We start from the raw sequence: 20,586 nt of genomic DNA, 5'->3' as shown, positions 1-20,586 counted from the left end.
TCCAATGTCCAAGCGCGCAGCAATGTTGATCGCGGGCATGAGCGCCGCGACGATCACGTGCGCACCTATCTTCGCGGACGATACGACTGAGATCCTCAACGGCCAGGTCAATCTGGACGCCGCGATCACGGTCGTGACGGAAGGTGAGACGGACCAGGCCGATGCCGCTTCCCAGTCTGCCATCGGTGCCGCGAATGCGCTGACCGTGGACGTTGTGGAGCGTCATGACATCCAGTCCGACCAGACCTTTTCCGGTTCGGTTGACGCCCGCGCGGAAACGCGTGCCACGATCATCGACGGCGCCGCCGTGACCACCGCTTCGGCGATGGGCAATTCGGCCAGCGTGATCAATGACAATGGCATGGATGCCGCGATCAACCAGAGCGCGCTCGACGGCTCCGCCGTCAATGCGACCGCGCGTCTGGAAGTCGGCAGCTATGCGATCTCCTCGGTCACCTCGGCGACGGCGTCGGCCAATGCTTTCCAGGGCACGACCTATGGCAGCGACACCAATCTGACCCTGCGCCAGGATTCAGGCGCCGATGTCACGGCAGACGGCTATGTCCTCGCGCCGGATGGCGGGCTGGGCTATGCGGCCACCGTGCTTGGCGCGGCCAATGGCAATTCAGCCCAGCTGGAAGGCTATCATGACAGCCCGTCCCAGGTCGTCGATGTCGACCAGGACAATCGCGGCGCGGTCACGGCGCGCTCCGGCACCGATGCCGGGGGCACGGCGCTCAACCACACCGTGGTCTCTTCCGCGAACGGCAATTCGGTCTGGATGCAGAACGAAAATGGCTATGCCCATATCCAGGGCGAGCAGGACAATGACGGCGCGGTCACGGCCGAGTCGGAGATCCTGGTCGGCAATTTCGACGCCGACGTGCTGAGCGTCTCGGCCGAGGGTGTCGGCAATTCGGCCATCCTCTCCAATATCGGTGCCGATGCCTTCATGGGCCTCGACCAGACCAATAATGGCGCTGTTATCGCACGCTCCAATCTGGACGGGGATGCCGGCGGTTCGGCCCTGGTCTCGGCGACCGCTTTCGGCAACGCCGCCACGACCTATGTCTGCTCGGAATGCCCGGTCACGGCCTGGGGCAATACCAATCAGACCAATAATGCCGCGGTCAGCTCGATCGTCACCGGTCGCATGAATACAGGCGGGGTCCTGTCCGGCGCGGCCACCGCGATCGGCAATTCCGCCACCTATCAGACAGTGAACCCGCAAGCGGGTAACTGAAGAGATCCCATAGCCTTGGGAAAACCTGGCCCCGGTCGCGTGTTGTGCGATCGGGGCTTTTTTCTGTGCGGCGGCGGCTCGCGGATCATCTGTGCCGGTGATCCAGCTAGGTGATCAGTTGGCGACGAGTTCGAACGCCCCTTCGGCAGGGCCGTCGATGGTGGTGCTGCAACTCTCCTCATTGATGCCAGCATCGAACGGACAGGCATACCCGGCTGTTTCGATGAAACGGATAATCAGCTCGCCACCATCCGGCACATCATAGGTGCACGCAGCATTGAGCGTGTCGTCCATGCGGATGGAGTCATACGCCAAGGCCCGCGCCCGGGCGCGCCGGGTTGCGTTGCCATCGGTCGTCGTGATCGCGCATTCCATGGTGCCACGACCGATGATCCGGATATTGATATCGGCCCGGGCAGGCTCAACGCTCGCTCCAACCTGCATGGCCGCCAGAGCGGCGATAATTCCCGAAATTACCATTCATTCCTCCCATTGGTGATGGCGGGAATGAGTATGCTGATGGCGGGAATTAAATTCAATGATTCATGTATAATTGAATCAACAAGAAGTCCGCAAATGCTTGCCCAGCGCATCACAGACCTCGGGATGCCCTTGGCAACAATCAGCGACCAGATAGCCGATCGTATCCGACACGGCCGTCAGATTGATCCGATAAATGCGTTGCCGCCCCGAGGGTTCGACATCCATCAACCCCGCCTGGAGGAAGATATTGAGGTGGGCGGACAGGTTATTGCGCGATATCTCGACGGCATCAGCGATCTTGCTCGCCGGCATGCCTGCCGGTCCCGCCGACATAACCGTCCGGAACACGCGCAAACGAACGTCATGCGCGAGAGTGGAAAGCCGAGCAGCCGCATCGTGGTCGTTCATTATATTGTCACTTCAATTATTCTTGAATCATTGAACCGGGCACGCTAAGCGGCAAGCGCCTGTGGTGCAAACACCCAATCTTGCGTGAAAATCGGGAAGAGTCATGAAGCGTTTCTGCGTATCCAAGCCGCAAACCGGTCTGTTCACCATCCCTGCCCAGCTGCTGGCGATCATCGCGGTCTTCATGGCGGGTGCAAGCGGAGCCCGGGCCCAGAACGACACATCAACCGATTTCCGGTTCGGCGTCTCCGGCGAAACCCGCGCCCGATATGAAAGCCTCAACGGGCAATTTCGCGCCGGTCGCGCCGGTTCCGACCAAGCACTCCTCCTGCGCACACTCCTTCATGCCCGTCTGTCGACCCCGGTCGCGCGTTTCGGCATCGAGCTGCAGGACAGCCGTGCCTATTTCGATGATAGCGGCACACCGCTCAGCACCGGCATCGTCAATCCGCTCGACATCCTGCAGGCCTATGCCCAGGTCGATGCCCCGTCCGTTTTTGGGGACGGGTCCGACGCCCGCATCACCCTGGGTCGACAGACCGTCAGTATCGGGTCAAAACGCCAGATCGAGCGGATCAGCTATGCGAATGTCATCAAGAGCTATACCGGCGCCTACTATACGGCCACCAGCGCGCGCGGCGACCGTTTCCACGCCTTGATGTTGGCCCCGGTGGCGCGGCGCCCGGGGGACCGCGTTGCGATCGGCGACAATCAGATGTCAGGCGATGAGGAAGAATGGAACCGCACAATCTGGGCCGTCCACTACCAGCGCCCCGACCTGATCGCCAACGTCTGGCCAGGCTTGTCCGGCGACCTCTTTGTCTACGGCCTGGAGGAGCGCGACACCGACAGCACGCCGACACCGGATCGACATTACGTCACACCAGGCTTTCGCCTGCATCGCGCGCCCGCAGTCGGACAACTGGACCTCGATCTCGAAGCGGCCTGGCGGTTCGGGCGTCGGCGAGCGACCAGCGCTTCCAACGACACGACGAATCTGCGTGTCAGCGCCGGTATGCTCTTCGCAGCGCTCGGCTACACCTTCCAGCATGACTGGAAGCCCAGGCTGGCACTGGAATATTATTGGGCCAGCGGTGATCACAACCCCGATGACAACCGTTTCGACCAGTATGAGCGACTTTTCGGGTCGCGCCGCACGGATCTCAACAATACCAGCCTGCATGGGCCGCTCACGCCGGCGAATCTCCAGGCGCCGGGCATGCGGCTCGAACTGGCGCCCAGCCCGGATTGGGACGGCCGACTGGCCTGGTCAGCGGCCTCGCTCGACAGCGCACGTGACAGCTGGGTGATTGCGGGCCTGCGTGATGAAAGCGGCCAGTCCGGCCGTTTCATCGGTCACACGCTGGACGGCCGTGTCCGCTATCGCGGCCTGCTCGACGGACTCGAACTGGAACTCGGCGCCTCCATCCTGCTGCCCGGCGGTTTCGCCGAAAACGCGCCCGGCAGCCCTGCCCCCGATCGGACATTGTTCGGCTACGGCCAGGCGACATTCACATTCTGAGACGAACGCAGCAGCTGTTTCCTGTCGCCTTGAAAGACGTACCGCCAACGCCCACCACGGCGAGCCAAGGATGACGTGCGCGCGGTGCGGCAATTTCTTCAGACCTCGGGCATCGATCCGGAGCGCAATTTCGCTTTGAGGGTTGTGGCCGAACCTGAGACAAGGCGCCGCAGGCGCTTTCGTCACAGCACGGTGAAGCCGGTGCGGGCGTAGGATGCTCGGATAACGGAGGACCCCACATGAATCACAAACACCGCAAGACACTGCACGCCCTGTTCGCGCATCCCGAGCCCGCCAATCTGGCCGCCGCCGACCTTGAAGGCCTGCTGAAAGATCTCGGTGCCGAAATGCATGAGCGCAGTGGCGCCAAATTCTCGGTCACGCTGAACGGGCATACGGCCAGCTTCCATCACGCTCATCACAGCCTGCCCAAGGATGAAGTGCGCGCGATGCGGAAGTTTCTCGAAGCGGCGGGGATTGACCCGGAGCGTGACTACGCGCTTTGAGGAACGAGGTTTGGCGTGAGGAAGTTGAGCCGGGCGTCGGGCTGCGGTTCGCCGCGGTCGAGCGAGAATTTGCTAATCATTGCCACGACGGTCCCGCTCCGCTCGCCACGCAACCCCGCGCTGCCCCCGCCGGAACAGCCGCTACGCGCAGTTTCCAGCATACATCACTTGTCAGCCAGCAGGCCGCATCCGGTTTTCCAGCTCAAGGGTGAAACCGCAAAGCGGCCGCGTTGCGGCCCTTGACCTTGAGAACCGGAGATGGCGAAGTCCAGGCACGCGGATTCTGGATGATTGCGCACGAGGCGCGTTTCGCGGATTTACACTTACGCTCCGCCATCCCACGGGGAGCGCGCCGCGCTAAACCATGGGACCTCGTCACGGACGGCGGGAGTAGCGTTGAGGTCCCCCGGACAAGCCGGGGGATAATGGTGGGGTGTGGCGGCCTGACGTCACTTATCCCCCACCGCGCCCCCAAAAACCGTCATCCTGACGAAAGTCAGGACCCAGTCTCGCAGGCGCGACTTTGCCAATCTTGGCAACAGCTTGCGTCGCACACTGGGTCCCGGCCTGCGCCGGGATGACGGTGTTTTATTGCCAAACTTATCCCCACCCCCTTCACCGCAAGCGATAATGCCCTCGGTTTTCGGGACGGGAGGCGCGAGCTCAGTCACTTGTGCCCGGAAGCGAGCGGAGCCTGTCCGCGCCTCGGATGTGACAATCCGAAGCTCCGGCAGGGCGTGCGACCAGGTCGCGGGGCACTAAACGACCGACCCCATCTACTTGACGCATTGGAATCGGGGGCGAGAGCGTCCGGGAAAACTCCGCGAACGGGATGTCGGCGATGTCACGTTTTTCAAATCAAACCGGTTGACGGCATTGGCCGACATCCCGTTCCCCTCTCTGACCAAAACGCTAGGCGGTGACGCCGTGGCGACATTGGCGCTTGGGGACACAAAAAATGCCCCGACCTGGATCAGGCCGGGGCAGTCAGTGGATGATGTCGTTATTCGATGGGGGTCAGCGATAACCGCCGACGCCGCCATCCAGCATGAGGGTCATGGAGACCGTGCGGCTGCTCTCGCGCTCGACTTCGCGGCGGACGCGCTCGGTATAGCGCTCCTCGCGACGCATGAAGACCAGCTTCACGCCGGGACCGTGCATGCGAAGGAGCGAACGCTCATTGCAATTGCGGCGCGGGATCTGGGTTTCGCACCGCAGATTACCGCCAGCGGTATGACGCAGGGCCTCGCCCTTGCGGCACATGATGGTCGGAGCCTCGTCCCAGTCATAGACACCGTCAATGACCCAGCCGATCGTGGTCTGCATGGCGGTGCCGGCGACACAGCGGAACAGCTCGCCATCATAGGTCGCGCCGACGCGGTCCTCGGCGTCGACACGTGAAGCCGGGTGCGGCGTGCCATTGTCATCGACGCAGACGGCGCGCACGACGCGCCATTCCTCGACCCAGCGCGTACGCTCTTCCTCGTAATACTCGTATTCGTGCTCTTCCTCGACACCGACCACATTGAGCCCGGTGATCGCGGTCGCGGCCGGAGCGGTCGTCATCGGCGTGTAGGAGCCGCCACCGATATAGGTGACTGCGCCAGCGCCAGCCCGGGCACCGGCCCCGGCATTGGCATTGGCGTTCGCCGAAGCGTTCACATTGACATTGGTGTTCACATTGACCCGGGTCGAGACATTCACGCCGACATTGATATTGCCGCCATGGATATTGATGTTCGGGACATTGACCGTATGGCCACCGCCATGGGTACAGCAGGACGGTGGAGGCGGCGGCGGCGCACAGCAAGGGCCACCGCCGCCACCACCGCCGCCTCCACCGGCCGAAGCCGGGGCAGCAAACAGGGCGAACGCAGCGCTCGCGGGGATCAAAAAGGCGTGCCGGGCTGAAACGCGCATGGTCGTGCTCCTTACGTATTGCCCCTGTCCTTGCAAAGGCAGGGCCAATTGCTTGAGTCGCGCCGGCTCGCCGGTTTCGCCTCACTGAAGAAGCCCCGTTCCGCCCATTCCCGCCTCAGGCGTATGGCCCCGTTCTTGAAGCGGGACAGGCCTTGGCGATGACCGGTGTGTCCCGCCACGAAGAGATGAGAAAACTGGAGACGTTCATGCGCCACGCGCAATCACAGGCCCTGCATGCCTATTGGCAGACCCGACGTCAGGGCGGCGCAGCCCCGCATCGTGCCGATATCGAACCGCAGGATATCGCGCGCCTGCTCGGCTATGTCTTCATCCTGTGGCGTGCCGATCCGCAACACCACATCTTCCGCCTCGCGGGCACGCATCTGTGTGATCTCTATCAGCGCGAGTTTCGCGAGCAGAACTTCCTGTCCCTTTGGCGCGGCCATGACCGGACCCATATCCAGGTCGTGCTGGAAGCGTCCATCACTGGCTGCGCACCCGCTTCGGTGATTGCACGGGCCAGCTCGCTGGACATGCACCAGCTGCCGGTCGAGATATCCTTCCTGCCACTGCGAGGCCCGTCGGGCACGATTGACCGCACCTTGGGCCTGTTCCAGCCACTCGATACCACGGATGCGTTCAAGGGGCGTCCGGTTGTGCGGACATCACTACGCGAAATCCACCCGCCAGCCACGCCAGGTCACATATTCCCGGGTCTGGCGACAGACGATCATGGCCGTGTACAAAAGGTCGCAAACGATCGGTGATCGCAAAACCTTTTTAACGCCTTTGGCCGTAGGGTGTCAGCTCGCAGGAGGTCATTGCGATGCATGACGAAACCGGCCGACTAGACCGACGCAAGATCAAGATTGCAGCCAGAGGCGCCCAGGAGCGCCGTCGGCACGCGCGGGTCCCCCTGCAATTGCATGGCCGATTCTGGTCCGAAGCCGGCGGGGAACACGCCTGTCGACTTATCGATATCTCGCCCGGTGGCGCGCGCATCATCGCCCGAATGGCCATGACTGAAAACACCCGCGTCGTCCTGATGATCACTTCGATCGGCAGGATCGAAGGCCAGGTCGTGCGTCAGACCGGCGACGAAATCTCAGTCCGTTTCAATGCGCCGATGCGCAAGCGGGACAAGCTCGCCGACGCGATCACCTGGCGCTTCAACAAGGATCGGCTGGGTTTGGATGAAGACCGCACGGCGCCGCGCAAGCCGGGTCGCGGACGCGCCAAGATCCTGCTGTCCGACGGCGTCGTCATCCAGGCGAATGTGGTGGATGTTTCCGTCACGGGCGCGGCCTTTGAATGCCTGGAGCGGCCGCGGGTCGGTGAAGCGCTGCGTGTCGGTGAGATGTCAGGACGTGTGGCTCGCATTCTGGACAACGGGTTCGCGGTCGTGTTCGATCCGCCCGAGGCTGACGCGAGCAGCCATGAAGCAGCCTGAACGAGTCACTGATCGATAATTTGTCCGCCATTCCGGCGAAATCCGCCAATGCGGCCCGATTCTTGCCCTATCCTTGTGGTAGTCGCTACGAAGCAAAGTGCAAAAGAGATCTGAAATGCCTCGCGATGACGGAATCGCAATGTCCTGGTTTGTAAAAGTCGAGGGTCGTGTCTACGGCCCCTATACCCCTCAGCAAATGCGCGCCTTCGTCGGTGAAGGGCGGATCGCCGCGCATTCTCAGGTCTGCCCGGAACGGGATGGACTGTGGCAACAAGCCGCCGACATCGATGATTTCCGCGAATGGCTTGGGGAATCAAAGACATCGCCCGAGCCCGAAAAGCGGGTCACGCCGGGCGCGCGGCCGGCCAATTTCGTTGTGATCGCCGAGATCCAGTCCGAGAATGGCGCTGAATTCCGCAAGGCCCTGAAAGCCTATGGCGACCTGGAAGCCATCACCGGGAATGTCTGGCTGCTACGCGGCCCGACGACCTCCGCGGTGCTGCGCAATGAGCTCAGTCACATTCTGGCACGCGAAGACAAGCTGCTGGTCATTGATGCCTCGCACGACCGCGCCGCCTGGTTCAATCTGGGTCGCGAAGCCGACCAGAATATCCGTGAATTGTGGAGCCGCGCCCACTGAGGCGCGGCGAATCGGTCAATCGATCCGGCGCAGTCCCGCCTTGTGCTTCTTCCAGTTGGCGACGTAGTGGTCGGCGGACCAGCGCAGCATCTCGGCCGTGTCCTCACCGAGTGTCTTGAGCACCCGCCCCGGTGAGCCAACCACCAGGGAGTTATCGGGGATCTCCTTGCCCTCTGTGATCAGGGCATGAGCGCCGATGATGCAATTCTTCCCGATCTTCGCACCATTGAGAATGGTCGAACCGATCCCGATCAGGCAGCCATCACCGACCGTACAGCCATGCAGCATGGCCTGGTGTCCGATGGTGACCCCCTTGCCGACCGTCAGCGGCACCCCCTCATCCGTATGCAGCACGGCCCCGTCCTGAACATTGGAATTCTCGCCAATCGTGATCGGGTCATTATCGCCGCGAAGAATGGCGCCATACCAGACGCTGGCGCCGGGCTCTAGAATGACACGACCCATGACTTGGGCGCTTTCGGCCACCCAATACTCGTCTGCCCCGGGCAGGGTCGGCGAAGAATCGCCCAATGCATAGATCGCCATCGGCGTCTCCCAATTTTATTTGCGTGAAATATTCGCGACAGGCTCGTTCAGAACTTCTTCACCGGGTTACACTGACACTGTAACCGCGATTCGAGACCTGCCCATCCGGTCGAACATCGTATCGGCAACTCCAAGGGAGGCCCGGGTAGACGGTATGACCAGTCTGCGACCAAGCCCGCCAGGATCATCCGGTTCTTCCGGATCCCTGCCCTTCGAGTCCTTCGAATCGTCTTCGTTGCAAAGTGTCTTCGCCCCTCGCCTTCCGGCCGAGGGGTTTTTCATGTGTGGAGGTTCCAGCCATGGGTAAGCGTAACGTCAAGCGTCGCCAGCGTGCCGAGTTCAACACGGCACATTATCAGTCCGAAGAAACCAAGGTCCGCGCCCTTTTTCCCGGCACCAATTGGTCTCCCGATGCCAAGGAGCCCATGCGGGATCAGCGCTTCATCAAGAATGTGAAGCCGCGCTCTGACGGCCAGGCCCAGCTGATGAAGTCGATCGATGACCATAATCTGGTTCTCGCCCTCGGTCCGGCCGGGACGGGCAAGACCTTCCTCGCCGTCGCCAAGGGTGTCGAAGCCCTGGAGGCCGGATCGGTCAGCCGCATCGTCCTCTCCCGCCCCGCGGTCGAGGCCGGTGAGTCGATCGGCTTCCTGCCCGGTGCCATGGAGGAGAAGCTCGCGCCTTACCTGCGGCCGCTCTACGACGCGCTTGCTGACCGGCTCAGCCCGAAGAAGCTCAAGGCGATGATGGCCGAGGGCCTCATCGAAATCGCCCCGATCGGCTATATGCGCGGTCGCACGCTCAATAATGCTTTCGTCGTGGTCGACGAGGCCCAGAACTGCACCTACGGCCAGCTCAAAATGCTGCTCACGCGGCTGGGCTGGAACTCAACCATGGTGGTCACCGGCGACCCGGCCCAGTCCGACCTGCTGCCGGAAATGTCCGGCCTCGGTCAGATCGCCGACAAGATGGAAGACCTGGACGACATTGCGGTTTGCCGTCTTGCGGCCGAGGACATTGTCCGCCATCCGCTGGTCGCGACCATGCTGACAGTGCTCTGAATCGAGCTGAACGACCTTAAAAGACTCAACAATCCACGCGAAAACGAGGCGCGGAGCTGGCTGGCTCCGCGCCTTTTGTCTGGGGTGACGTCAGTGAATCGTGACGGGCCGCTTGCGGTAGCGCACCAGAATACGCAGGGTCAGCGGATGGCGCTTGTCCGGATCGAGTCCGAGACGAATGATCTCGGCCCGCGCTCGCTGGCGAAGCCGCCGGGCCCGCAGATACTGGACCGCCACGAAGCCGACGATCGCCAGGTAAGCGACATATTCGGCGATCCCGTACCAGTCCGGCAGGAAGAGCCAGACCAGGAGCGCCGCAATCGCCGCCAGGATGATGTCCAGCGGCCAATTCTCCGACGGGTCGAAAAAAGCCAGAACCGGAAAGATGCCCGGATCGATATCCCCTTCCGGATCGATGATCTCGAGCAAACGGTCAAACTCCGCCGATTGTGTTGCCCAGACCCGGTTGAGATGGGTCATTTCGGTATAGGGCTCGGCCCCCGGGGGCAATTCGCGATTGAGATAGAGACAGGCCCGCATCAGCCATTCGCCGTCCTGAAGACGCCCACCTCCGACATATCCACTCATCGGTCTGCTCCGCCGGCTTCCATTTCATTCGCCAACCATTGCGCCGCCTGGTCCGGCGTGCGGCGATCCAGGTCGACCTGCCGATTGGCCTCCCGCATCATGGCGTCGTCGATTGCACCTACAAGATCGGCCAGGACTGCCACCAGCGCCGGATTGGCCGCTGCCTCGGGCGAGAGCAGGATGACTGCGTCATAGGGCGGGAGGACCGCCGCCGGATCCTCAAGTACCACCAGATCAAAAGCCGCGATTCGGCCATCCGTCGTATAGGCCGAAATCATGTCGACCTGACCGTCCCGGACCGCGCCATACATGAAAGCTGCATCCATCGCCCGGGTCTGCATCACGCCCAAACCGTAGCGATCCCGCGTCATCACCCACTCAGGCCTGGTGAAGACTTCCGCATCACCGCCCACACTCATCCCGGCCGCGAGCGGCGCGAGATCGGCCAGGCTCGTCACGCCAAGCGTCTCGGCGCGGTCGCGCGCCATGGCGAACCCATAGGCATTCTCGAAACCCAGCCCGCCCAGCGCGAGAATGCCATGCTCGGCCCACAGCCAGCCGGTCATTTCCGCCAGCATGGCATGGCGGTGGATCGGTTCGGGACGGTTCATGACCGTCGCCCAGATCGTGCCGGAATAATCGATATAGACATCGATCTCGCCCGTGCGCAGTGCATCGAAGGCAATGGTCGACCCCAGATTGTCGCGACGATCGACCCGGGCGCCTGCGGCTTCCAGGCGAGTCTCCAGCAAGGCGCCGAGGATGTATTGCTCGGTGAAGGCCTTGGCACCGACGATAATGGTCTCGTCAGCCAGGTCCGCGGCATCGCCTGCAATCACGGGACCGCCCTCGCCCGCCCGTTCAAAAGCGATAAATCTTGGCGCGACCGAGACCATGATCAGCATGGCCAGCGACACGCCGACCCCCATTGCCAGTCCGCGGCGCCGATCTCTCGCCGCAACCTCCAGCAAGCGGATCATCTGGTCGAGAATTATGGCCAGACCGGCCGCGAACAGGCAGCCGAACAGAACCGACAGCCAGTTGCGGGTCTGCAGGCCGGCGAAAATGTAATTCCCGAGACTGGACGCCCCGACCGGTGTCGCCAGGGTCGCCGCACCCACCACCCAGACCACCGCGGTGCGCAGACCGGCGACAATGACCGGCAGGGCCAGGGGCAGCTCGACCTGCCGCAAGCGCTGGCCCGGTGTCATGCCGATCCCGCGCGCGGCCTCCCGCACCACCGGATCAACACCCTGCAGGCCGACAATCGTGTTCCGCAGAATGGGCAGGATGGAATAGAGCATCAGCGCCAGAAAGGCTGGCGCATAACCAATAGTGCCACCCAGCAACGGCACCATCAGAGCGAGCAAGGCCAGACCCGGAATGGTCTGGACCACGCTGGCCGCATTCAGCACCACCCCGGCGAGGCGTGGCCGTCCGGCCGCGTGAATACCGAGCGGCAGGCTGATCGCCAGACCGACCAGGATGGCGCTCATCGACAGCAGGACATGGCCGGACAGGAGATGCGGGAGCTCCGCAAAGCGTTCAGCCAGGTTGGCGTTCATCCCGCCAGCTCCGCAATGGCCCGCATTTGCCGGCGCGGCGTCTCCAGAAGCCCCGACACATAATCATCCGTCGGCTGGCTCATCAGTGCCTGTGGCGTGCCTTGCTGCACGATCTGGCCTTCGCGCATCACCGCCACCTCCTGCGCCATGATGAGCGCTTCGGCCATGTCATGCGTGACCATGACCGCGGCAAATCCGAGCTCGGCCTGCAGGATCTTGAAGTCCTGCTGCAGGGCATCGCGCGTGATCGGATCCAATGCACTGAACGGCTCGTCCATGAGGACCAGCTCGGGACTGCCGGCCAGGGCACGGGCAAAGCCGACGCGCTGGCGCTGGCCACCCGAGAGCTCGTCCGGCATCCGGTCCCCATATTCGGACGGGTTGAGGCGGACGAGGTCCAGCATTTCACGCACGCGCAGCTCGGCCCGGGCCGGGTCCTGACCGGACAGGCGCGGGATGAGGCCCACATTGCGCCGCACACTCATGTGCGGAAAGAGACCATCGCCCTGCATCACCCAGCCAATCCGGCGACGCAGCGCGACCCCGTCCAGGGTCGCGATATCCTCACCCTTGAACAAAATCGAACCGCCTGAAGGCTCCTCCAGGCGGTTGATCATTTTCAGCAATGTCGTCTTGCCGCAACCCGAGGCGCCGGCAAGGACAAGCAGCTGGCCTGCGTCCAGTTCGAGTGACACGTCCCGGACCGCCTCGACACCGCCATCATAGGTCTTGCGGACCGCGCGAATGTCGAGAACCGGAGACGTGCCTGAACTCACTGCTCTTCCAGGTCGATGTCCAGAATGGTGATCTCGAAGGAGTAAGACGTCTCGCCCTCATCGATAATCTTGGAGACAACGCCGAGACACTCGTCCCCGATGTGGATTTCGGCGCACTCGTCAGGACGGTTGCGGCACTGCACGACCATCTCCGGGTTGAGCTTGGTCTGCAGGAAAAGCTGAAGCTTTGCCGCTTCCAGCATGGTCATGTTCTTGTTCAAGGGATCATTCTCCGGTCGGGGATTCGAAGTTGGCGCCAACTAACCCCAAGACAGGGGTGCGCGTCCAGTATCATGCTGCCCACGCGCCTGCACTCAAATGGCTGGGGGACGCTTCACCCTGACCCCTGGGGCAGGCTTTGATCCATGCTCTTGGCCGGTTCGTCACAACAATTGCCGACGATCTTGGCCGGAACACCGGCCACCGTGCAGCCGGCAGGGACATCGTGCAGGACGACAGAACCGGCCGCGATACGCGCCCCGTCGCCGACCTTGATATTGCCGAGGACGCGCGCACCGGCGCCGATCAGCACACCCTTGCCGATTTTCGGATGGCGGTCCTCATGAGCCGCGCCCGTTCCGCCCAGCGTGACTTCATGCAGGATGGAACAATCATCACCAATCACAGCCGTCTCGCCGATCACGACCGAGGTCGCATGGTCAATCATGACGCCGCGGCCGATCCGTGCGGCCGGATGGATATCGAGGCCGAAACGTTCGCCTACCCGGCTTTGCAGGTGGAAAGCCAGGGTCTGGCGCCCCTCATTCCAGAGCCAGTGGGCGACACGATGGGCCTGCAGGGCGTGATAGCCCTTGAAATAGAGGAAGGGCTGCAAAAGGCTCAAACAGGCCGGATCGCGCTCATCGATGGCCATCATGTCGGCGGCGGCTTGCGGGACGATGTCCGGATCCCCGGCCAGCGCTTCTTCCGCCACATCGCGGGCCAGCATGGCATCCAGCTGGGCATCGGCGAGTTTGGCCGCGATGCGATAGCCCAGCGCGTCGGCGAATTTGGCATGGCGCAGGATGGCCGCGTTCAGAAAACTGGCGAGGATCGGCTCCTCGGCTGCGGCCGAAGCCGCTTCAACGCGCAGGCGCGCCCAGATGGAATCCACGCCCTTGCGGGCTTCGACGGGGGTCTCGACTTCGCTGAGTGACATCACGCTCTCCTCGCACCGGTATCCAGCATGGCAGCGGCCAGGTCCGGATCCAGCGCGCCTTCCCGGGCCATGTAGTATGCCCGCAGCAGCATCGCCACCGTCAAGGCGTCGCTTATCTTGCCTGAACTCACCTCGTCCAGCGCATCACGAAAATGTACTTCCCGCGTGACCAGCTCCTCGGTCCCCTCCGGATCAGCCTCGCCCGGTGTAAGCCCGGTCGCGATATAACCGATCGCGGCCTCGTCTGTGACCGAGTTGGACAAGTCCATGTGCAGAATTTCCTGCCAGTACTGCGCTTTATAGCCGGTTTCCTCGCGCAGCTCGCGCGCCGCGCCCGCTTGCGGATCAGTGCCCAGCGGGCCGCCGCCTTCGGGGATTTCCCAGCTATAGCGATCCTGCGGAAAGCGGTGCTGACCGACCATGACGACACGGCCATCCTCAAGCAGAGGCAGGATGGCAAGCGCTCGATTGGCAAACCCGACCACGCCGTAGACACCCGGCTCGCCATCCGGCTGCGTGACTTCATACTCAGTCAGGCTGACCCAGGGATTGCGATAGATCTCGCGACTGTCATGGACCTTCCAGGGCCCGCGTGAACGTGTCATGCCGCACCATCATCACTGCCTACCAGACCCCACAGGGCTAGGCGTGTTCGGGCAGGCCGGGCAAGCCCGACGCAGTGCCGGCGTCGCGTCCCTGATCGCGCCGCATCGCGGCGAGCAGGCGTTGCTTTTTCAATGACAGCCGGGTCAGCAGTGTGAAGGCGGCCGGTGCAAAGACGAGCGCCAATAGTGCGGATCCCGCCACCCCTCCAACCATCGCAGCGGCGAAGGGCAGCCAGAAGCTGTCGCCGGACAGGATAAGCGGAATGAAGCCGCCAATCGTGGTCAGGGTCGTCGAGATGATGTGCCGGGTCGCATCCATCACGGTCGCCTGGACGGCTCCCGCCTCCAGCGCCAGAGCCGCCGGATTGGCCCGCAGGGCCGAGAGAACAACGATGGCGCCATTGATCGACAGGCCCATCAATCCCATCGAACCGACAATGGCGTTAAAACCCAGCGGTGTGCCGAAGGCCCAGACACCGAACATGGCGAGCCCGACGGACAGGAAAGCAACGACAAAGATCACGCCGGCAAAGCGGAAGGAATTGAAGGCCAGCACCACTGATCCGATCATCAGGACCAGGAGCGGCAGAGCGGTGCCGAACAGGCCGGCCATGGCGCTCCCGCGCTCGGCCGCCTCGCCAGCCACCTGCAATTCATAGCCCGGCGGCAGGATGATGCCGGCCTCGTCGAGCGCCGCGAAGAAATGCTCGAGCGCCGGGGCCGGCAGCGTATAGGGATCGAGATAGCCGTAGATCGTGTTCACCCGGCGCCCGTCCTCGTGCGGAATGCGAGCCACTTGCGGGGCCAGAACAACGTCACCCAGGGCCGCCATGGGCGAGGACAGGATGTCATCCCCCTGTGTGGCAAAGGGAGAGGCGGAAACGGCTGAGAGGCTGGATCGCCGCGAGTCACGGGCAATGACCCGAACCGGCAATTCCTGGACACCTTCCAGCACGCTTCCGCCGACAACGCCGTCCAATTCGCCTCGCAACCGGTTGGCGAGGTCATCAAGGCGAATTCCGGCGAGTTCTGCAGCGGCCTCATCGGCCATGATGCGGGCCACCGGCTCACCCATTTCCAACAGGGCCAGCGTATGGGTGACAGTGGGCGTCCGCGCCAGGACAGCGCGAATTTCATTGCCCAAACGGTTGAGCTCCGAGAGTTCCGGTCCGACGAGAACCAGCTCGATCGGTGCGGGAATGGGCGGCCCCTGCTCAAAGGGCAATGTGAGCAAACGCGCGTCCGGGAATTCAGACATCACGCGCTGTTGCAAATCGGGCAGGATGCGGGCGGTGGCCTCGGCCGAAGCCGTATGGACGAAACCGGCGGCATAGCTCGACACGCCGGACTGGTTGCCAACCACATTGTAATAGGTTCGCGGCGCGCTCTCACCGATCACCCAGGAGACCCGCTCGACACCCTCATAGGACTCGATCAGCGCGGTCGCGCGCTCGGTCTGGCGGCGTGTTTCCGCAATCGAGGTCGAGGATGGCAGTTCCAGCGACAACTGGAACATGTCCCGATCGGTCGGCGGGAAGAATTGTATCGGCAGGGTCGACGCCGCGAGGAATCCGGCGATGGGCAGGAGGACACCGCCGACCAGTCCCGTCCAGGGGCGATGTGTCACCGCATCGAGAACACCCCTGTAGAGACTGGCCAGCGGGCCTGCACCGATCCCGTGCCGCCAGAAGCGGCGGGGACCACCGGCGATCGCCGGATCATCAAACCAGGCAGCGAAGGCGCCGACGACGGTCATGGCGAGCAGGAAGGAGGAGACGACGGCGAAAATCACCGAAATCCCGATCATCGAAATGAATTCGCCAGAGGCCCCCGGCATCAGCGCGATCGGTGCGAATGCGAAGACAGTCGTCAGCGTCGAGGCGAGCAAAGGCGCGAACAGATGGCGGATCGCCTTGTCCAAGGCCTCGAGCGGCTGTGACCCGCGCGCTCGCATGAGGCGGTATTCATCAACCACGACGATGGCATTGTCGATCAAGAGGCCGAGCGCCACGACCAGGCCGGTGACCGACATCTGGTGCAGCGGCTCTCCATAGATCCGGGTGAGCAAGAGGACAGCAAGGACGGTCAAGGGGAGGGCCGAGCCAACGATCAAGGCCGCGCGCCAGCCCATCATCAGGAACAGAACGGCAAAGACAATCAGGGCCGAATATCCCAGGTCCCGTGCCAGGCCGCTCAGCCGCCTGTCGACGTACTCAGCCTGGCGAAAGATGGTATCGACCTGAACGCCGGGCACCGAGGCCGCGAAATCGGCAACAACTGAATCCGCTGCCGCCGACCAGGTATCGACCCGCAGCTCAGGCTGAAGGTAGGCGGCGACAAAGACCGCGCGTCGCCCTTGGGTCATGGCGATGGCATCGGCCGGCGTACGAGCCCCCTTCTCGACCACGGCAACATCACCCACTCGAATGAACTCCCCATCGGGGCCCTCACCCAGCGCGATCGCACGGATGCGATCCAGCCCGTCGAATTCTCCGGCAATCTCGACATTGAGGTCCGTGCCGCCAGCCCGCAGTTCGCCGGCAGGCGATTTGGCGTCTGCGCTCGCGGTCAGCCGCGCCAGATCGGCCATGGTCAGGCCGAGCGCGGCGAGCGTGTCCGGATCGGCGAGGATACGGATTTCCTCCTCGACCTCGCCGAAAATGGCGGTTTCTTCAGTCCCGCTCATATTGCGCAATTGTGATTCAAGATCGGTCGCGAGACGCGATAGGATGGCCAGGTTCTCATCGCCGCTCTCGCCCCAGCTGAGTGACACGATCATGGTTGCGGCGCCGAGATATTGCCGTCTCACATCCGGCGCGATCACACCCTGTGGCAGGCTGGGCCGGACGCTTTCGACCTGCTCGCGGATCTGGGTCCAGGCCTGGTCGACCCGGGTCGCGTTGAGGTCCTCACGAATTTGCAGCTGGATCACGGACACGCCGGAACGCGAATTGGAGCTGGTAGTATTGATCTCCGCCAATTCGTGGATGGCATTCTCAAGCGGCTCGGTCACCAGAGCCTCGACACGTTCAGCCGAGGCACCGGGAAAAGCCGTGACAATAATTCCGAACCGCTCGGTCAGCGACGGATCCTCCTGGCGACCCAGCGAAAGCAGGGCCCCGAAACCGGCAGCCACCAGCAAAATGACAGCCAGCGCGGTCAGACGCGAATAGCGATAAAAGAGCGTACTCATCGGGCGCGTGCCTCCTGCACCGCCGGGATAACGCGCTGTCCGGGCGTGATGCGTTGCAGGCCGGAGGCGAGCAGGAGTTCACCATCCTCGACGGCGCCGCGGACAAAGACGCGTTCCGCTTCGATACGCACGGTCTCGACCACTCGCGCTTCGAGCGTGTAGGCGCCGCCCGCATCCGGCGAAAGCACATAGATCGACCACAAGCCGCGGCGGCCTTCGGCCAAGGCAGCTGTGGGTACCCAGAAGCCCTCGGCGACGATCGGGGTCTCCACTGCCAGTCTTACGATCTGGCCGGCCGCGACCCGTTGATCCGGCGCGAGGTCGAATACAGCCGTCACCGTGCGGGTCTGGCGATCCACGACGCTCGACGAGGCGCGGAAACGGGCGACAACCGGCACGCTCTGGCTATCGACCTGGAAGCTGGCAATATCGCCGGGTGTATAGCTTGCCGCGACGGATTGGGGCAGGCCGACCCGGACCTCAAGGGAGTCGAGTTCGACCAGTTCCAGTAATGGCTGACCGGGCGAGGCGATCGCTCCCTCATCGGCACGGCGAGCCGTCACGACACCATCAAACGGCGCGGTAATGACCGAGAGGTCGAGCTGCACGCGCAGCGCGTCAGCCGCGGCCGCAGCGGCGTTTTGACGGGCAAGCGCCGCCCGTGTCGAGGTCCGCACTTCGTCATAGCGTTGTTGTGAAATATGGCCGCGTTCGAGCAATTGGGCCTGACGATTTTCCGTCTCACTGGCCAGTGCTGTCTGGGCGGCGGCTTCGGCTGTCTGGGCGTCGGCAGCGGCAATCTGCGCCTCGACAGCCCGCACATCAAGACGGGCCAGAACATCACCCGCCTGCACGCGGTCGCCCACATCGACGCTGATGCGGTCAATGCGGCCGGCGCGTTCAAAGCCCAGTGCGCTTTCGCGGCGGGCTGTAATCAGCCCCGGGAAAATTCGGCAATGCGCGCCTCGGGATCATAGTCCGCGGTCAGCACGGAGACGCTCAATGGCGCCGGCGCGGTTGCGGTGAAATTGGCCTCGGCCCGCAGCGCGGTTACGCCGAACACCAACAGAGCGACCAGGATCGCGGCCAGAGCCACCGCGCTGCCGGCACCCATGCGACGCTTGTATAGAGACATGTGAACACCCTCGTCCTGTCACCTGACGAGGATATAGTCTTGTAAATGCCGTTTGAGAAGTGAACGGCGTTTACATATTTATGCATACAAATTATGCGTTTTTGATCAGACCCCGCATGATCATGTCCATTTGCAGGTCGATCACCGCGTCCAGCGTCACATGTTCAGACCCCGGCATACCATTGGGAAAGTCGTCGAGGCAAACAATCAGCATGGTCAAACCATGCAGGCTGGCCCAAACGGCCTTGGAGGCCACTTTCGGGTCAATGCTCCGAAAGGCGCCCTCCGACTGACCGGCCGCAATCATCTGGACCAGTTTTTCCTCCGCCTCGAAAGCCACTTCCTTTTCGTCATGCAGATGCGGCTTGGCCGTCACCGATGGCGAGAAGGCCATCATGTAGTGATTGGGCTCTTCCATGCCGGTCTCGATATAGGCTCGCATGCAGCGGGCACAAAGGACGGCCGTCTCGCCCCCCTCACCCATGGCAGCGTGGATGCGGGCGAGCAGGCGCTCGAAGAACATCTCGCGGATGGCGGTGAAGAGTTCGTCCTTGGAGGCAAAATACTTGTAGATGGCGGCGGGTGAGTAATCGATGGCCTCGGCCAGGCGCCGCATGGAAATGCCTTCCTCGCCCTCCGAGGTGAAAATCGCCTCGGCCGCATCAATGATGGCTTCGCGCACCTTGCGGCGTCGGCGATCAGCCGGTGTGTCATCTTCGAAGGCGATTTCAGCGTTCATACTTGTTACGTTTCCCCAACAACTCGATATGAGTGCAGTCCCCGAGCACAGGTATACCGACCACGGACCATTAAGGTCAAAGATAGTCTCGCAGTCAGCAGGTTGCCCATCATAATGAATGATACGCCATTTCCGCCTTTTCCCACACCGGGCGAGCGCCTCGCACCCAGCCATGCAAGCGCGGACACGATCGTGCTGCTCTCCCGGCGTCGTTCTGCAACAGCCATTACCATGGCCGAACCCGGCCCCACACCGGCCCAGCGTGACCGGTTGCTCGGGATCGCAGCGCGGGTACCCGACCATGGCAAGCTCGCGCCCTGGCGCTTCATCGTATTTGAAGGAGAGGCCCGCGCGAGATTCGGCAAGACCCTTGGTGAGGTCTACGCGGACACCCATCCTGATGCGACCGACGCCCAGATTAGATTCGAGTCGGAACGTCTGACGCGGGCACCGCTCGTTGTGGCCGTGATTTCCAATGTTGTCGAAAAACACAAAGTCCCGGAATGGGAACAAATCCTGTCATCCGGTGCCGTGTGCCAGAACCTGCTGATTGCCGCATCCGCGATGGGTTTCGGCGCGCAATGGCTGACCGAGTGGTACGCCTTTGATCCTCGGGTCAAGGATTCACTCAACCTGCGCTCCGGCGAACGAGTCGCCGGCTTCATCTATATCGGCAGCGTCACGGATGAACCTGTAGAGCGAGCCCGACCGCCTGCGCGAGTTGAATTCTGGTAGCCCCGAAAGTCCGCACGGCAGCAGAACTCCATCTCCCGCGAAGGACATCTGCGAATATCCGATGATCGCGTGCAGCGACACCTCAGGTTTCAAAATCGCCAAGGTGATCAACTATAAATCGCATACGAGAACTTCGGGCCAAGCGCTCCAAAACCTAGCCAAACAATCAACAAGATAGGGCAGGTTACATCAACCAGCACTTGCCATGTCGATTTTTCGATAATTACCGAATAGCTGACGACCGATTATCCCTAACATCACCCTAACGACCCGAAATTACATAAAACTGTCACTGCCCTCTCTCGCGCGTCT

At 62.6% G+C, this 20,586-nt stretch carries 22 protein-coding genes; 8 read left to right on the top strand and 14 right to left on the bottom strand.

What is annotated here, in order from left to right:
- On the top strand, window positions 1-1,243 hold a 1,243-nt coding region (hfaD, locus tag Q0X62_RS14355; protein WP_297737298.1), incomplete at its 5' end, for a holdfast anchor protein HfaD.
- Between the two features lie 114 nt (window positions 1,244-1,357).
- Here the strand turns inward: hfaD and Q0X62_RS14350 are convergent.
- Complete coding sequence (locus Q0X62_RS14350; protein WP_297737295.1) at window positions 1,358-1,723, bottom strand: hypothetical protein; 366 nt, start codon at window positions 1,721-1,723, stop codon at window positions 1,358-1,360.
- A 78-nt stretch (window positions 1,724-1,801) separates the two neighbouring features.
- Window positions 1,802-2,134, bottom strand: a complete 333-nt coding sequence (locus Q0X62_RS14345; protein WP_297737293.1) for a helix-turn-helix domain-containing protein — start codon at window positions 2,132-2,134, stop codon at window positions 1,802-1,804.
- A gap of 103 nt (window positions 2,135-2,237) precedes the next feature.
- Between Q0X62_RS14345 and Q0X62_RS14340 the strand changes: the two genes are divergently transcribed.
- Together Q0X62_RS14340 and Q0X62_RS14335 are read left to right on the top strand one after the other, a co-directional pair.
- Window positions 2,238-3,656, top strand: a complete 1,419-nt coding sequence (locus Q0X62_RS14340) for an alginate export family protein (RefSeq protein WP_297737290.1) — start codon at window positions 2,238-2,240, stop codon at window positions 3,654-3,656.
- 239 nt (window positions 3,657-3,895) lie between these two features.
- Window positions 3,896-4,162, top strand: coding sequence for a hypothetical protein (locus tag Q0X62_RS14335; protein ID WP_297737287.1), 267 nt, complete (start codon window positions 3,896-3,898; stop codon window positions 4,160-4,162).
- A gap of 1,017 nt (window positions 4,163-5,179) precedes the next feature.
- Here the strand turns inward: Q0X62_RS14335 and Q0X62_RS14330 are convergent.
- On the bottom strand, window positions 5,180-6,082 hold the full coding sequence (locus tag Q0X62_RS14330; protein WP_297737284.1) for a hypothetical protein: 903 nt from the start codon (window positions 6,080-6,082) through the stop codon (window positions 5,180-5,182).
- 206 nt (window positions 6,083-6,288) lie between these two features.
- Here Q0X62_RS14330 and Q0X62_RS14325 point away from each other — a divergent pair, with 206 nt between their 5' ends.
- The 3 genes from Q0X62_RS14325 (at window position 6,289) to Q0X62_RS14315 (ending at window position 8,172) form a co-directional block, all read left to right on the top strand.
- Complete coding sequence (locus Q0X62_RS14325; RefSeq protein ID WP_297737281.1) at window positions 6,289-6,849, top strand: PAS domain-containing protein; 561 nt, start codon at window positions 6,289-6,291, stop codon at window positions 6,847-6,849.
- A 59-nt stretch (window positions 6,850-6,908) separates the two neighbouring features.
- Window positions 6,909-7,532 (top strand): PilZ domain-containing protein, encoded by a 624-nt coding sequence (locus Q0X62_RS14320; RefSeq protein WP_297737278.1) that lies wholly within the window; start codon window positions 6,909-6,911, stop codon window positions 7,530-7,532.
- Window positions 7,533-7,671: 139 nt separating this feature from the next.
- Window positions 7,672-8,172 carry a DUF4339 domain-containing protein gene (locus Q0X62_RS14315; RefSeq protein WP_297737274.1) on the top strand — a complete coding sequence of 167 codons (501 nt, stop codon included), beginning with the start codon at window positions 7,672-7,674 and terminating at the stop codon, window positions 8,170-8,172.
- A 15-nt stretch (window positions 8,173-8,187) separates the two neighbouring features.
- Here the strand turns inward: Q0X62_RS14315 and Q0X62_RS14310 are convergent, their stop codons facing one another.
- Window positions 8,188-8,718, bottom strand: coding sequence for a gamma carbonic anhydrase family protein (locus Q0X62_RS14310; RefSeq protein ID WP_297737271.1), 531 nt, complete (start codon window positions 8,716-8,718; stop codon window positions 8,188-8,190).
- A 299-nt stretch (window positions 8,719-9,017) separates the two neighbouring features.
- Here Q0X62_RS14310 and Q0X62_RS14305 point away from each other — a divergent pair, with 299 nt between their 5' ends.
- Window positions 9,018-9,779 carry a PhoH family protein gene (locus Q0X62_RS14305; RefSeq protein WP_297737269.1) on the top strand — a complete coding sequence of 254 codons (762 nt, stop codon included), beginning with the start codon at window positions 9,018-9,020 and terminating at the stop codon, window positions 9,777-9,779.
- A 90-nt stretch (window positions 9,780-9,869) separates the two neighbouring features.
- Here the strand turns inward: Q0X62_RS14305 and Q0X62_RS14300 are convergent, their stop codons facing one another.
- The 10 genes from Q0X62_RS14300 to Q0X62_RS14255 form a co-directional block, all read right to left on the bottom strand.
- A complete protein-coding gene (locus Q0X62_RS14300; protein ID WP_297737267.1) occupies window positions 9,870-10,367 on the bottom strand; it encodes a hypothetical protein in 498 nt (165 codons plus the stop codon).
- Complete coding sequence (locus Q0X62_RS14295; RefSeq protein WP_297737264.1) at window positions 10,364-11,932, bottom strand: glycine betaine ABC transporter substrate-binding protein; 1,569 nt, start codon at window positions 11,930-11,932, stop codon at window positions 10,364-10,366. The genes Q0X62_RS14300 and Q0X62_RS14295 overlap by 4 nt, the downstream gene beginning before the upstream one ends.
- Window positions 11,929-12,708: an ATP-binding cassette domain-containing protein gene (locus Q0X62_RS14290; protein ID WP_297737261.1), complete on the bottom strand. Its 780-nt coding sequence runs from the start codon at window positions 12,706-12,708 to the stop codon at window positions 11,929-11,931. Before Q0X62_RS14290 ends, Q0X62_RS14295 begins: the two co-directional genes overlap by 4 nt.
- Window positions 12,705-12,929: a DUF3126 family protein gene (locus Q0X62_RS14285; protein WP_295694631.1), complete on the bottom strand. Its 225-nt coding sequence runs from the start codon at window positions 12,927-12,929 to the stop codon at window positions 12,705-12,707. The genes Q0X62_RS14290 and Q0X62_RS14285 overlap by 4 nt, the downstream gene beginning before the upstream one ends.
- 113 nt (window positions 12,930-13,042) lie before the next feature.
- Window positions 13,043-13,867 carry a serine O-acetyltransferase gene (cysE, locus tag Q0X62_RS14280; RefSeq protein WP_297737258.1) on the bottom strand — a complete coding sequence of 275 codons (825 nt, stop codon included), beginning with the start codon at window positions 13,865-13,867 and terminating at the stop codon, window positions 13,043-13,045.
- Window positions 13,867-14,472, bottom strand: coding sequence for an NUDIX hydrolase (locus tag Q0X62_RS14275; RefSeq protein WP_297737255.1), 606 nt, complete (start codon window positions 14,470-14,472; stop codon window positions 13,867-13,869). Before Q0X62_RS14275 ends, cysE begins: the two co-directional genes overlap by 1 nt.
- 37 nt (window positions 14,473-14,509) lie before the next feature.
- Window positions 14,510-17,665, bottom strand: coding sequence for an efflux RND transporter permease subunit (locus Q0X62_RS14270; RefSeq protein WP_297737252.1), 3,156 nt, complete (start codon window positions 17,663-17,665; stop codon window positions 14,510-14,512).
- Window positions 17,662-18,576, bottom strand: a complete 915-nt coding sequence (locus tag Q0X62_RS14265) for an efflux RND transporter periplasmic adaptor subunit (protein ID WP_297737301.1) — start codon at window positions 18,574-18,576, stop codon at window positions 17,662-17,664. Before Q0X62_RS14265 ends, Q0X62_RS14270 begins: the two co-directional genes overlap by 4 nt.
- Window positions 18,577-18,599: 23 nt before the next feature.
- Complete coding sequence (locus Q0X62_RS14260; RefSeq protein ID WP_297737249.1) at window positions 18,600-18,800, bottom strand: hypothetical protein; 201 nt, start codon at window positions 18,798-18,800, stop codon at window positions 18,600-18,602.
- A gap of 91 nt (window positions 18,801-18,891) precedes the next feature.
- Complete coding sequence (locus Q0X62_RS14255) at window positions 18,892-19,539, bottom strand: TetR/AcrR family transcriptional regulator (protein WP_297737246.1); 648 nt, start codon at window positions 19,537-19,539, stop codon at window positions 18,892-18,894.
- Between the two features lie 114 nt (window positions 19,540-19,653).
- Between Q0X62_RS14255 and Q0X62_RS14250 the strand changes: the two genes are divergently transcribed.
- A complete protein-coding gene (locus Q0X62_RS14250; RefSeq protein WP_297737243.1) occupies window positions 19,654-20,274 on the top strand; it encodes a nitroreductase in 621 nt (206 codons plus the stop codon).
- Window positions 20,275-20,586 lie beyond the last annotated feature (312 nt).

Origin of the sequence: uncultured Maricaulis sp., from assembly GCF_947259345.1 — a bacterium.
Classification (GTDB): Bacteria; Pseudomonadota; Alphaproteobacteria; order Caulobacterales; family Maricaulaceae; genus Maricaulis.
The sequence above is the reverse complement of the archived record's forward strand: the minus strand, read 5'-3'. Positions and strand labels throughout refer to the sequence as shown.